Consider the following 12501-nt stretch of genomic DNA (forward strand, 5'->3'; position numbering starts at 1 on the left):
GCGAGACGGAGCGGGTATTGGGATTGACGTGTACATGGCCAATAGACATGTTGGCTGGTTATGGAATTTCGGCTTGGCTTGGTGGGGCTTTCGGCCATTGGATTGTCGGTCTTTGCCGGGTGCAGTGACGAGGCACGGGACACGACGCCGGAACGCGAGGCGTCTGTGCACGTTAATGCGCAGTTTGATGCGCCGTCGGATGTTCTTTCGACAGTGCCACGTCCGGTGTCGGACATTGCGTGGGCGCCATGTGGCACCGTTGGCGAGTGCGCGACGATTCGGGTCCCCGTCGACTGGGCCCATCCGAAGGGCGAGACGTTCGATCTCGCCATTGGCCGGATACGTGCACTCGAACCGGACAATCGCCTCGGTGTCCTCTTTTTGAACCCGGGGGGCCCCGGTGGATCGGGGATCGACTCCTACATTTTACGCGACAGGTTCCCGGCGACCAACGTTTTGCGCAGGCGATTCGATCTGGTGAGCTGGGATCCTCGCGGTGTGGCACGCAGCCGGCCCGTGCTGTGCAGTGTGGATCGGCTGAACGAGCTTTCGTTTGCATTTCCGAAGACGGAGACCGAATACCGCGAGCTCCTTGCGATCAACCGCAGGCTCGGGGAGGATTGCCGCGCGCACACGGGGCCGGTGTTCGATCACGTCGATACGTTGAGCACCGTTCGCGATATGGATGCCATCCGCGCGGCGCTCGGGGAGGGGAAGCTCTCCTACTACGGCGTATCCTATGGAACGCAAATTGGCCAGCAGTACGCCGAGGAGTTTCCCGAGCGGATCCGCGCGATGGTCCTCGATTCGAACATGGATCATAGCGTCACATCCGCCTTCCAGTATTTGCAGGCGAACACGGAGGATCTCGAAAACTCGTTCGTCGCATTCGTCGATTGGTGCGAGCGTACGCCTGCGTGCAAGCTCCATGGCCGGGATGTCGCCGCGGTGTGGGACGACTTGTACCAGCGGGCTGCGGCCGGCACGCTCATCGATCCGGCGACCGGGCGTCCGTTGGGGGTGGAGGGGTTGCGGTTGGCCGTCCATGTTTCGATGTACAATCCTGGCCGCCAATGGTTGGCGTTTGCCGAGCGTCTCTCGAGTTTGTCAGGCCTGTCGAGCCTGTCGAGCCTGGATAACGGTACACCGCGCGACGTGCCGCGCGCGGCGGCGGACGACGAAGTGTCCGAGTACGCGTACCAAACCATCCTTTGCGAAGATTGGAAGTTTCGCATCCGCAACTTCCGCGAGCTCGATACCTACCGTCGTGTCCTCGAGGCCATGTACCCGCACACGCGGATGACCGCCTTTTGGGGTGACATCACCGGCTGTCTCGGTTTTCCCGTCGAGGTCAACAACCCGCAGCACCGCCTTTGGGCGCCGACCGCACCGCCCATTCTGATGGTGACCTCGCGCCATGATGTGGCCACACCCTACGATTGGAACATCGCATCGCATCGGCAGCTCCGGACCTCGGTGTTGCTCCACTACGATGGAGTCGGCCATGGCCATTACGGTCTTTCGTGCACGGCCGAGCGCATCGATCGGTATTTGACCACGCTGGTTGCGCCGCCCAAGAATACCCATTGCGAAGCGGTGTGGCCGAGCACGAGCTTGGATTCGCCGGAGATCGATCTCGGGTTGCTGTCTCCGCTCTCTCCTCTCTCTCCGCTCTCTCCTCTTGCGCCGCGCCCGCGGCGTTGAGGCTGAACGGCCCATCTCGGCGCCGGGATTTCACCCGTCATGACAAGGACGTAAGCTCGTTTCGACGGGCGTCGGGCCTGGGCCATGGTGCGGCGGGTCCGCATGCGCGCGCCGCCGCCGATGCCCGGCGCCTGCTGGCGACGATGTCCACCGACCGCGATGCCAGCGCGCGCCTCGCGGCCGATCTCCAGCGGGAGCTCGCCGATGAGTGGCTCGATCGGCAACAGGCGAGCGGCGGTGTCGCGCTGTCCGACGCGATCGTCCTCGAGACGGTGCGCGAGACGGCGACGAAGCTGCTCCAGCGCCTGGTCCGGCGCGCGTCGCTCCGCGAGCAGCAGCAGCGCGCGACCGCCGAATCGCCGTTCGACCCCGAGGCGGCGCGGCAGCGGGCCGAGGGCACGCTCCTCACGAGGCCTGTCGGGATCCTCGTCCGGCGCGTGTGCGACGCGGCCGAAGACGCGGCGTTCGCGCGTCCCTCCGAGCTGCCGGACCTCGAGGTCCTGGTGGACACCAACGCGATCAAGAACCTGGGGGGCGGTCCCGCCACCGTGACGCAGCTTCACATCACCCTCCTCGAAGAGGGGCTCGAGTGGGTGAACGAGACGCCGCGCGACGGCGCCGAAATCTGGAGGCTCTCGCAGGAGTAAGGCGTGTTTCTCTTCTTGCGCATCGAGAGGTTGGGGGAGCACCTCGGCTCGTTGAAGGTTCTCATCGACAATTATCAGCGCAACGATCCGAAGTTCATCGCGGCCGCGCTGGCGTGGCTGACCGCCGCGGAGAAGGTGATGTCCGAGCTGCGGCTGCCCGAAGGCTCCGAGATGTCCTCCCTGCGCAGCCGCATCCTCCGCGTGCCGGATGCGGCCACGGGCGACGAGGCGCGCGCGCGCTCGGCGGTGCGCCGCGCCCAGAACGTCGCCGCCAACGAGTCGCTGGAGCGCGCGGAGGTGGTGCTGCGTCAGATCGTGGTCGACGCCGAGCAGCGCCTCGAGCGCTTCGAGGAGAAGCTCGCGGAGGGAATGACGGACGCCATCGTGGCCGGAGCGATACCTCCCCGGCAGGCCGTGTGGATGGATTGGCTGCGTCAGGTCTGGCAATGCCTGGTGCAGTTCCAGGAGACGCGTGCCCTCACGACCTACCTGGCCGCCTCGCTCTCGGGACCGGATCGATTGTTCATCCTCGACCGCGTCCTCGCCCGCCTCTCCGACAAGGGGAACGCGCCCCCGCCCGCGTGAACGAAGGTGAACAAGGAGAACGCCGCGTCATGGCCACGAAGACCAAGACCCTCACCTCGGACCTCTGCCCGAAGAAACCCGACGCGAAGATCCTGGACATCGGGGACACCAAGGTCGTCGTCGACGTGACGCTCGAGTCGAAGAGCTCCATCCCATCCAGCAAATTCGACCGCTGCATCGCCACCGCGAGCCAGGAGATCGACCGATACACCCAAGTGATCTCCGAGGAGGTCCGAAAGCTGGAGGCCAAGGCGCGCGAGCTGCTCGCGAAGGGCGACACGGCGGGCGCGAAGAAGATGGCCGCCGAGACGTCGACGAGCGTGCAGGGGGCCGTCAAGTCCATGCAGGGCCAGATCGACAAGGCCGTGCTGGCCCGCCTCCGAAAGGAGGCCCAAGGCGACAGGAACTTGCTCGAGGCTCGGGTGGCGATCGTGGTGAGGACCACGTTCAAGCTCGTCTCGATCGCCAACCAAGCCTTCACCGTCGCGGCGACCGGCGGCGCCGCGATCCAGGGCTGGTACGGCCTCGCCAAAGACATCTACGAGCTCGTTCAATCCCTGTACGAAGCGACCAAAGGCGAGAAGGCGCTCCGGGGCAAGCTCCTCGAGGCGATGGGAAAGTATTTTACCGACAAGCAGCGACAGGTGATCCAACGGGAGCAGGCCGACAAGAGCTTCCGAAAGAAGCTCGCGTTCTTTGCCAAAGAAATCCATCGCAAGCTCAAACCGAAGGCCGATGCCGCCGAGGAGGCCCGGAAGAAATACCGCAACGAGGTCACGCGCATGCGCCAGAGCGTCGACAGGCTCTTCAAAAAGGTCGACGGGCTGGAGGCCAAGCTCAAACAGGCGGGGAGCCTGCGGGAGGGGGTCCGGATTGGCGCCAAGCTGATGACCATGAAGCGCGGCGGCCGCACGGTCCGCGACGTGTACACGCAATCGGAGAAGTTCGCCGACGATATGGCCATGCTGCTCACCGAGGCAGGTATGGAGATCGACGATTCGACCTTTACCCAGAGGCTCGCCAAGCTCAAAAATCCAGGCGAGGTCCTCTCCGCGATCAACGAGCTCCGCGATGGTGCGAAGGGCATTCTCGAGCTCGTCGAGAATCTTTCATAAGCCCCTACCGCACCATCGCCCGGGTCATGCGCGCGATGCGCAGCGCGTTTGCGACCGACTCTTACGGAAGTTGGATGAGCCTCGGCTCGTGGCTCCAGGGAAGCGGCAAACCGGCCGTGGCACCCGAAGGGCTCCCCCAGCACCAGAGGGTGCCGTTGGTCTTGATCGCGCAGCCGTTGCCGCGCTCCTGGTAAATTGGACCCGATCCGACGTCCGCCCAATCCTTGTCTTGCCCCATGGGCGTGTTGTCACACCAGAGCGAGCCATCGGTTCGGATGCCGCACGAGCCGGTGCGGTCCGAGATTTTTCGCCAGGTGGCGTCGCCCGAGCGCGTCACGGTGGGGCCCCATGACCAGAGGGTGCCGTCCTTCTTCAAGGCCCGCGTCCCCCACTCCTGCGCCGCGACCGTGGCCCAATCGGTGTCCCCACCGACGCGAACGGGACGGTGTTGCTCGCGATTCGGGCTTCCGTCGCCGAGCTGACCGCTGGTGTTGTTTCCCCAGCACCAGGCCGTTCCGTCCATCCGAACACCGCACGTGTGGTTGTACCCTGCGGAAACCGTGCTCCAGGTCGTGCCCGCGGCGACGGGAACGGGGGCGACCCGGCGCGCGTCCGTGCCATCACCGATTTGCCCGCTCAAATTGCCTCCCCAGCACCAAAGCGAGCCATTCTTCTTGATGGCACATCGATGCATCCCGTCGTGGCGCGCCATGCCCGTCGTCACCATGGCCCAGTCGGTCTCGGTCCCGACTTGCTCATGCCGGATCGGACAACGCAGCACCCTGTCCTTGTCGGGATCCTCGCAGCGCCGCACATTGCAAAAGAGCGCGCCGTTGGTCTTCACGAAGCAGCTCGCGCCATCGAACGCCAAATCGACGCGTCCGCCGAAGCTCGAGGATACGTCGCGTTCGAGCACTTGCGGGGTCGGCCGGGCGAGCCACACCTCCCTTCCCTCGTATTCGGAGGCCGCGATCGCGCGGAGCACGACCCCCCACGTCCAAAGCGTGCCGTCCTTCTTGAGCGCCCACGCGCCGGGACCGACGCGTTGCCAGTCCGTGTCGCTCGTGATTTGGTTGAGCGGACGATGCGCGTTCGACGAAGGATCCCCGAGCTGGCCAAGGGAGCCGTCCCCCCAGCACATGACGCGCCCATTGCGGCGCAGGCCGCACGTGTGATTGCCGATCGAGGCCTCGCGGGGCCAGGTGATCGTACCGATCGCGGGGGCTACGTCGGCCCAGCGCAGATCGGGCGCGTTCCGGGTCGGCCGGAGCACGAAGAGCGTCTCCTCGCTCAGCGCCACGCCCAGTGAGCCCACGGCCGGCTCGCTGCCCGAGGTGCCGTCGGGCTCACTGACCCCGTTGCTCCCCCAACAAAAGAGGGCGCCGTCCTTCTTGAGGGCGCACGTATGATGGTTTCCGCCGCGAACGGCGGCCCAATCCGTATCTTCGCCCACCCGAATCGGTTTTCTGAAGATGTTGCTGTACTGAATCCCAACCCCGAGCTGGCCCTCCGAGTTCCTGCCCCAGCACCAGAGCGTTCCATTCTGTTTGATACCGCACGTATGCCGATCCCCGCCGCCCAGGCGAACCCAATCGGTTTCCGTCCCGATCTGGAGGTACTTCGGCTCCGTGGTGATATCGTACACGCCCTGGCCCCAGCACCAAAGCGAGCCATTGCTTCGAATGCCGCACGTGTGCTTCGCGCTCGCCGCCACGGCCGTCCATGTCGCGGGCGGTGCAATTTGTACGGGCGAGAGCACCTCGCGCGGCACCTCCCCGGCGTCTCCGATGATCTCCGGCGTGACGGCCATCGAATCGTTCCGGCCCCAGCACCAAAGCGTTCCATCTTGCTTGATGCCGCACGCGTGTTGGCTTCCCGCGGAGAGCTGGCTCCAACCGGCTTCACTCGGACCCAAGCCCTCCGCCCCGGTCTTCGTTCCGCGGCCGAGCTGCCCGAAGTCGTTCGAGCCCCAACAATAGCGGCGCGCCTGACTCTTCTCCAGCGCACACGCAAAGTCGACCCCGATCGACACGAAGGCCCATGAAAGATCGGGCCGCACCTTGCGCGGCGCGACCGCGATTCGGGAATCGTCAGCGCCCCAGCAATACAACTTGTCGTTCGCGTCGATCGCGCACGATTGCCAACCGCCGCTGGCAAGGCGTCCCACCGTGGGCACCGGCAGACCGGAGTCCGGATCGGGCCCGCCGTCGGGGTCTCCCGCGCCGAGTGTGCCGTCGGTCGCCGCGCCGTCGTGAGGGACCGATACCGACGCATTGTCGCCGCTGCACGCGGGATTCAAGAGACAGAACGCGCCAAGCGTGGCGCCCGAAAGGAAGTAAACCAAGCGATTCATTCGTCCTCCATCAGGGGATTCACCGTTTTACGAGTGACGACGCCTGCGGCACCTTATTCAAGAGCGCGGACGTATGCGATCGCATGGCGAGTATTGCTTCATATGGCGTCGATTTACGTGGGATACGATTTGCGCGGAGGTAGCCGCGATGGAGGACCGGGTTCGCGCGATGGCGTCCCACGCGGCACGCGCAACGATGCGTGCCGCGATGCGGGGGCGCGCCGGGAGTGCGAACGCATCGGAGGCCAGCGCTCACCGGAGCACCTCGGGTTACGGTTACCGATTCGGCGGCTGAAGCGATATTGGATATGCTGCCGCAGGTAGGCTACGGTTCGACTCCATGCTTCGAATGGATCACATCGGAATCGAGGCGCGTGATGCGCGCAGGTCTGCCCAGACGCTGGCGGAGATCTTGGGCGCGGCGGAGCCTGCCGCCGATGGTGCGGATGGTGATATGTACCGCATCGATCTCGATGACGGATGTTTTCTGCTCTTCGCCGCCCCCGCGTCTCCGAACGTCACCACCCAGCACATGGCATTTCGGGTGGACGAGGCTCGGTTCGGCCACATCGTCGACCGGCTACGGGCGCACCGCATCGCGTTTGGCAACGACCCCGAGGCTCCACGAAACGGGAACACGAACGATCCGCTCGGCGGCGCCGGCCGCGTGTACTTCACGGACGAAAATGGGCACCTGTTCGAGGTGACCTGCTAAGACGGGCCGCGCCAGAGCCAAGCCAGCTTCCTGGCACACAGCCCGTCTGCACGCCGAAACGTCGGCGACGAATCACCCATCGAATCGATAGGATCGGTTGCACGATCGCGTGGATTGAACGCACACGCGATCCAGTCGGACGATCGCGTGGATTGAGCGCACACGCGATCGTCGAACCCGACATCGATTTCGCAGCACCAGAAACCGCGGACCACCGCTCCACAAAGCGAAAATCGGTCGCCGCGCGGGTCTGGTTGCGAAAATCACATTACGGTGCGACCGTGGCGGCGAACTTCGACTTGTTCTTTTCGATACCGAGCACGACCGCGGATTTTACGGGGTTGTGGTCGGCGTCGAAGCTGATGGAGCCGGTGACGACCTTGAAGTCCTTCGTCGCCTCGATGGCATCGCGGATCGACGGGCCGCTGAGGTCTTTTGCGCGCTCCAGCGCGTCGAAGGTCAGCCGCGCGGTATCGTAGCCGAGGGTCGCGTAGGCATCGGGGATGGAGCCGTTGTATGCGGCTTTGTACTTGGCGATGAACTCTTGCACGACGGGCGACGGATCGTCTTCGCTGTAGTGGCTCGAGAAATAGGAGCCATCGAGCGCGCCTTTTGCGATTTCGAAGAGTTTCTCCGACACCCAACCGTCACCGCCCAGAAGCGGCTGCTTCATACCGAGCTCGCGCGCCTGACGTGCGATGAGCGCGACGTCCGTGTAGTACCCGGGCACATAGATGGCGTCCGGGTTCTTGGTCTTGATGGACGTGAGCTGGGCCTTGAAATCTTGATCGCCCGCCTTGAAGCTCTGCTCGGCGATGATGCTCCCGCCGAGGGCCTTGTACTTGTCGGTGAAGAATTGGGAGAGGCCCACGGAGTAGTCGTTTCCGACGTCCTTCAGCACGGCGACCTTGGTGATCTTCAGGTTTTCGTGGGTGAACTTGGCCATGACCGTTCCTTGAAACGGGTCGATGAAACAGGTTCGGAAGACGTACGAGCGCGTCTTGCTGCCATCCTTCGTGACCCGAGGATTGGTCGAGGCGTGCGAGATCATCGGAACGAGATTCGATTCCGCCAAGGGCGCCATGGCCAGGGACCGGCTCGAGGCAACCTCTCCGAGGAGCACCGAGACCTTGTCCTGGGTGATGAGCCTGGTGGTCGCGACCGCCGCTTCCTCGGGCTTGCCCTGGTCGTCGAGGGTCTTCAGCTCGATTTTCTTGCCCTTGATGCCACCTTTTTTGTTCTGCTCCTCGATGGCGAGCTTGAAGCCTTTGTCGCTGGTATCACCCCACGTTGCCTCGTTACCCGTGAGCGAGCCGACGTGTCCAAGCACGATCTTGTCGCCCGTCACCGTCGAGACCTTCGCTTCGCCCGTTGCCGGCGTTGCCTCGCTCTTGACTTCCTTTTCCTTGCAACCCACGGCAGCGATCGCCAAAGCTGCCATCAGCAGCCCACCAACATAGCGCATTACGGCCTTCCATCTCCGTTGAGGATTAAAGTGAAAGCACCCGGCTGGGGGCGCGTATCGTCACTAGGGCCTGCAGTCTCATACTGTCAACGCCAAATCGACCTCGACTCCTAACTCGGATTCCATGCCGTAGCCACCAATCCCTGCGCCCTGTGACCCCAGGGTTCGACGCTCTGCGCCATCGAACGGTCTGCCTGTCGAGCACGGTGGCGCGAACGGTCTTTGTCGCGAGCCTCGAAAATAAATCTTGGACGTTCGCGGTTCATGAGCGAGCTCCGATGCACGATATCGTGGTGCGCTCGGAGAATGCGAATCCGAGGCGCAACTTTGATAAGCGGCGCACCGCCTTGCCGATGCGCATGCGCGCCCTCGTCGCTGGGGGAAGGGTCGCTTCGCCGGGCGCTCGCCACGCCCCATGTGCCGCGCAAGCTCGAGCGTCGCCAGCGGGTGAGCGCGCAGAAATTGCGTCGGTGCGAGCGCGCGGCAAGGGAAGAGCGCCGGTACCTGAGCAAGCCGCCCGTGCTCTGCCGTGGCGGGCGCGCTTCGAGGGTCTACCACGCGACACGCGATCGGCCATGCGCTGTCCAGTAATACGAAATTGCATAATCCAACGATGGGTCTTCAAATGACATCGGCGAATTCGATGCTCACCGACTACCGCACAGTAAGAACTTCGGATGAGCAGGTAATCATGAAAACGCCCGCGATTGGGTCTTGCTTTGTGATAGCTGCCTAGCTAGCTTCGATGTCGTCGATCGATTGGACGGCCCGACTTGAAGCTTGAAGGGCGGATTCAAAGGCAAGGATCGCATTGCCATGTCGGTTGAATCGAATGCTCGGTTGAGATCCAGGTGCGCCTCTTGGGGGGGGCGAACGAAATGCGACGACGGAGCAGATTCGCTCCGCGCGGTATTCATGAAGAGTGCTCGAAGTTCCAGCCGGAGACATCGAGGATAGGGCGCCTTCGCTCTTGTTCAGCCGAGGGCCCGAGCCGAGGGCCCGAGCGAGCGTGCTGCAGGTCGAGGGTTGCCCTTGGGCGGCCTGCGGGCCACGCAAGGTTGCCTGCTACGCGGAAGAGCGTCGCGACGTGAGAGCGGCGTTCGGACGTGATGAGAAACGAGCTTGCTAGGCACATCGTACCCAAGTGCAACGAGCGGCATGTTCATTGGCGTCATGCTGAGCCCAAACGACGAGCCGAGGATTGCCGAGGACCCATTTAGCAGTGCATTGCACCTGCGAGAGTCTCGACACGGCCAGCGGCCGTGCCGGAATAAAGGAGAAACCATGAGACCGTATATCCTCCAAAGTGGACAAAATCCGAACCTCTGCGTCGGCGTTTCGTCGCTGCAGCCGGGGGCGCCCGTGATCCTGACGCCCTTCCAACCGCCGGGCAGTCCATTTACGCAGTGGTACTTGGATGGAAGCACCGGCCGCATCGTGCTGGCCGCGAACCCGAGCCTCTGTCTCGATGCGTCGCAGCCGGGTAATCAGCTGTTCCTCAACTCGTGGACGATGAGCCCCACGCAGTTCTGGAACTGGCTTGGCGCTCCGTCCTACATCATCAACTACGGCTATCCTCAAGCGGTCATCGACAACTCGGGAGCCAGTATCATCCCAGGTAATCCGATTTTGCTCTGGGGCATGCATGGTGGCGTAAACCAGCGCTGGAGCCTGCTGCAGGTGCCGGCGATGGCGGAGATCGTCGCGAGCACCATGCTGACAGGAGCTCTCACCGGACCTCGACACCTGTCCCTGTCCTGAACTCCCGCTCGCCTGTGAGGTGCGAGGCATCTCGCGGGGTGGCGGGCGATCCTGGTGCTGGCCGCAAATGGCCAAGCGCGAATGGGGAGCTGGCGCGGAGCGCAGGGGATTGCCCCTGCGTCCTCCGCGCGGGTTTGCATGTGCACCCACTCCAAGGCGGCACGTGATTTCGGATGTCGTCCTTCGAGCCAAGGGCTATCGTGGCGACATCATGAACATGCAGACTGCAGCGATCTTTCTCGTAGCCTCCGCGGCGCTGATCGCAGTACCGGGACCGAATCATCTCTACATTATGACGCGCAGCATCGCGGAGGGGCGGAGGTCGGGGTTTGCCTCGGCGTTCGGCGTGGAGACCGGTACGCTCGTGCACATTGCCATCGCGGCGGCGGGGCTCTCGTACGTGATTGCGCAATCGGTCATCGCATTCAGCGTGGTGAAATACTCCGGCGCCGCGTACCTCGTGTACCTCGGTATTCGCACGTTGCGTGCGCGCGACGAGGCGCAAACCGTTGCAGCGACGGCACCGCAAAGCCTCCGGCGAGTCTACTTGGAAGGCGTTGTCGTCAATGTCTTTAACCCCAAGGTCATCCTCTTCTTTCTCGCCTTCTTGCCGCAGTTCATCGACCCGCGCGCGGGATCGGTGCCGCTTCAAATCGTGGTGCTCGGCTTGGTGCTGCTCACCCTTGGTCTGGTCTCCGACATCGTGTACGTCATCGGCGCCGGGTCCCTCGGCCAGTGGATGCGAACGCGCGCGTCATTCCGGCGTTACCAGCGCTACATCAGCGGCGTCGTTTACCTCGGGCTCGGGGCCACGACGGCCATGGTGGGGGGAGGCCAGCGGCGCTGATCGCGCTGCAAGGCGGGGAGGGGGGCGACGGGAGTGCGATTCAGCTCGGGGAGGCGCCGGCGCCGTTCTTCGCCATGAATTGGCGCAGCGACGCGAGCCATTTGGCGAAGCCCTCGTTTTCGAAGTGGTGGACCCAGTGGTCATACTCCTCGGCGCGGCAGTCGAATGTCGCCCACCACTCCACGAACGCTTGGTGCCCGGAGCCCCATCACGGCTCAATCAACGACTTCGCGACCGCGACCAGCGTCGGATCTCCGGCCACCGCTTTGGCAGTTCGTAACGTCTTGGGAAGCACCCCGGACTTCATCCCCTTTGCGATCCATTCGCCCCACACGTCCTCGAAGATTGCCATCATTTCGGCTTGAACGTGAATGAGGCTCTTCTCCTCGACCCGAACCCCCCGCGCGCGACGCAGGAACTGGCTCAGCGCCTCGAACAGGTACGGATCGATCGCGTCCAGCGCATCTTGGTCTTCGACCAGGGCCGCCTGGGCCTCGGTCACCGCCTTGCGATGCTGCTCCGCCGAGACAATCCGCGTCTGCACCCCGGAGCTCTGGCGGATCGGGGTCCTCTTTCGCAGCAAGCCCGCCACGTACCGAGCGTGCTGTGCCAGGTTCATCGCGTTCACGGCATAGGACAATTGGGAGAGGAGGGCGGCTTGGAGCTGAAGATGCGGCGCGGACCGCGAGCCCTCGGCGCGCGCTCGGGCCTCGCGTGTGACCGCCATGGTCGGTAGCATGTCGGCGAGGACGTCTTGCCGTTTTCGATGGCTCGTCAACGATGCGATTTTGGTGCGCTCCGTTTGGAGCGCGGGGTCGCCATCGCCATGGGCGAGGGCAAGGTCGAGGATCGAAAGGACCTCGACCTGCGCATCGTGGAATACGGCTTTGGCGTTCTTCGTGAGCCTCTCGATGTGCGTAAAGTGCTCGCGCGATAGACCCGTGCGCCGCAAGATTTCCGACTTGAGCTCGTGCTCGTCGAAGAACATCCACCGACCGTGGGTACCACCCGCCGTGACCACCGCGGCCGACTCCGCGTCGAACGCCTCGCCCGGCGCCCTCGGTTCGAGATTTTGAATGTAGATGCACGCAAAGGGGCCGGTGGGCGACCCCGCCCATGCATCGTGCGCCCTTTGAATCTGCTCTTGGACGCGCTCGACGATGCGGACGACGAGCTTGTCATCGAAGGAGTACGCGATACGCTCGCAGCGATTGGCGGCACGCTCGAGCTCTTCGAATAGCTCGCTCATGGTTCATGCCACTATAGCGTCCGCCCTCGATTGTGCCATCCACATGTAGGTGTGGTGGTG

The 12501-nt window shown here is 63.8% G+C and carries 11 protein-coding genes; 7 read left to right on the forward strand and 4 right to left on the reverse strand.

Features of this window, described 5'->3' with window-relative positions; genetic code table 11:
- Positions 1 to 225 precede the first annotated feature (225 nt).
- From LZC94_19200 to LZC94_19215, 4 genes are all read left to right on the forward strand, one after another.
- Positions 226 to 1704 carry an alpha/beta hydrolase gene (locus tag LZC94_19200; GenBank protein ID WXB19344.1) on the forward strand — a complete coding sequence of 493 codons (1479 nt, stop codon included), beginning with the start codon at positions 226 to 228 and terminating at the stop codon, positions 1702 to 1704.
- 143 nt (positions 1705 to 1847) lie between these two features.
- Positions 1848 to 2351: a hypothetical protein gene (locus LZC94_19205; protein WXB19345.1), complete on the forward strand. Its 504-nt coding sequence runs from the start codon at positions 1848 to 1850 to the stop codon at positions 2349 to 2351.
- Between the two features lie 3 nt (positions 2352 to 2354).
- Positions 2355 to 2936 (forward strand): hypothetical protein, encoded by a 582-nt coding sequence (locus LZC94_19210; protein ID WXB19346.1) that lies wholly within the window; start codon positions 2355 to 2357, stop codon positions 2934 to 2936.
- Between the two features lie 29 nt (positions 2937 to 2965).
- Positions 2966 to 4051 (forward strand): hypothetical protein, encoded by a 1086-nt coding sequence (locus LZC94_19215; GenBank protein ID WXB19347.1) that lies wholly within the window; start codon positions 2966 to 2968, stop codon positions 4049 to 4051.
- A 61-nt stretch (positions 4052 to 4112) separates the two neighbouring features.
- Here the strand turns inward: LZC94_19215 and LZC94_19220 are convergent, their stop codons facing one another.
- On the reverse strand, positions 4113 to 6404 hold the full coding sequence (locus LZC94_19220) for a hypothetical protein (protein ID WXB19348.1): 2292 nt from the start codon (positions 6402 to 6404) through the stop codon (positions 4113 to 4115).
- A 340-nt stretch (positions 6405 to 6744) separates the two neighbouring features.
- On the opposite strand from LZC94_19220, the gene LZC94_19225 reads away from it, so the two are divergent.
- Positions 6745 to 7119 (forward strand): VOC family protein, encoded by a 375-nt coding sequence (locus LZC94_19225; protein ID WXB19349.1) that lies wholly within the window; start codon positions 6745 to 6747, stop codon positions 7117 to 7119.
- 268 nt (positions 7120 to 7387) lie between these two features.
- Here the strand turns inward: LZC94_19225 and LZC94_19230 are convergent, their stop codons facing one another.
- The gene (locus tag LZC94_19230) at positions 7388 to 8584 is read right to left on the reverse strand and encodes an ABC transporter substrate-binding protein (GenBank protein ID WXB19350.1); all 1197 of its coding nucleotides are present in this window, start codon (positions 8582 to 8584) and stop codon (positions 7388 to 7390) included.
- Positions 8585 to 9868: 1284 nt separating this feature from the next.
- Here LZC94_19230 and LZC94_19235 point away from each other — a divergent pair.
- Together LZC94_19235 and LZC94_19240 are read left to right on the forward strand one after the other, a co-directional pair.
- Positions 9869 to 10345, forward strand: a complete 477-nt coding sequence (locus LZC94_19235; protein ID WXB19351.1) for an RICIN domain-containing protein — start codon at positions 9869 to 9871, stop codon at positions 10343 to 10345.
- 211 nt (positions 10346 to 10556) lie between these two features.
- Positions 10557 to 11192 carry a LysE family translocator gene (locus LZC94_19240; GenBank protein ID WXB19352.1) on the forward strand — a complete coding sequence of 212 codons (636 nt, stop codon included), beginning with the start codon at positions 10557 to 10559 and terminating at the stop codon, positions 11190 to 11192.
- A 40-nt stretch (positions 11193 to 11232) separates the two neighbouring features.
- Here the strand turns inward: LZC94_19240 and LZC94_19245 are convergent, their stop codons facing one another.
- Positions 11233 to 11376, reverse strand: a complete 144-nt coding sequence (locus tag LZC94_19245) for a hypothetical protein (protein ID WXB19353.1) — start codon at positions 11374 to 11376, stop codon at positions 11233 to 11235.
- Between the two features lie 24 nt (positions 11377 to 11400).
- Complete coding sequence (locus LZC94_19250) at positions 11401 to 12441, reverse strand: hypothetical protein (GenBank protein WXB19354.1); 1041 nt, start codon at positions 12439 to 12441, stop codon at positions 11401 to 11403.
- Between the last annotated feature and the right edge of the window lie 60 nt (positions 12442 to 12501).

It is taken from the genome of Sorangiineae bacterium MSr11954 (assembly GCA_037157815.1).
In the GTDB taxonomy this organism is placed as follows: domain Bacteria; phylum Myxococcota_A; class Polyangia; order Polyangiales; family Polyangiaceae; genus Pendulispora; species Pendulispora albinea.

Coding starts and splice junctions, on each gene's coding strand:
- LZC94_19205 (WXB19345.1), top strand. CDS start 1,848: ATGTCCACCGACCGCGATGCCAGCGCGCGCCTCGCGGCCGATCTCCAG.
- LZC94_19215 (WXB19347.1), top strand. CDS start 2,966: ATGGCCACGAAGACCAAGACCCTCACCTCGGACCTCTGCCCGAAGAAA.
- LZC94_19220 (WXB19348.1), bottom strand. CDS start 6,404: ATGAATCGCTTGGTTTACTTCCTTTCGGGCGCCACGCTTGGCGCGTTC.
- LZC94_19225 (WXB19349.1), top strand. CDS start 6,745: ATGCTTCGAATGGATCACATCGGAATCGAGGCGCGTGATGCGCGCAGG.
- LZC94_19230 (WXB19350.1), bottom strand. CDS start 8,584: ATGCGCTATGTTGGTGGGCTGCTGATGGCAGCTTTGGCGATCGCTGCC.
- LZC94_19235 (WXB19351.1), top strand. CDS start 9,869: ATGAGACCGTATATCCTCCAAAGTGGACAAAATCCGAACCTCTGCGTC.
- LZC94_19240 (WXB19352.1), top strand. CDS start 10,557: ATGAACATGCAGACTGCAGCGATCTTTCTCGTAGCCTCCGCGGCGCTG.
- LZC94_19250 (WXB19354.1), bottom strand. CDS start 12,441: ATGAGCGAGCTATTCGAAGAGCTCGAGCGTGCCGCCAATCGCTGCGAG.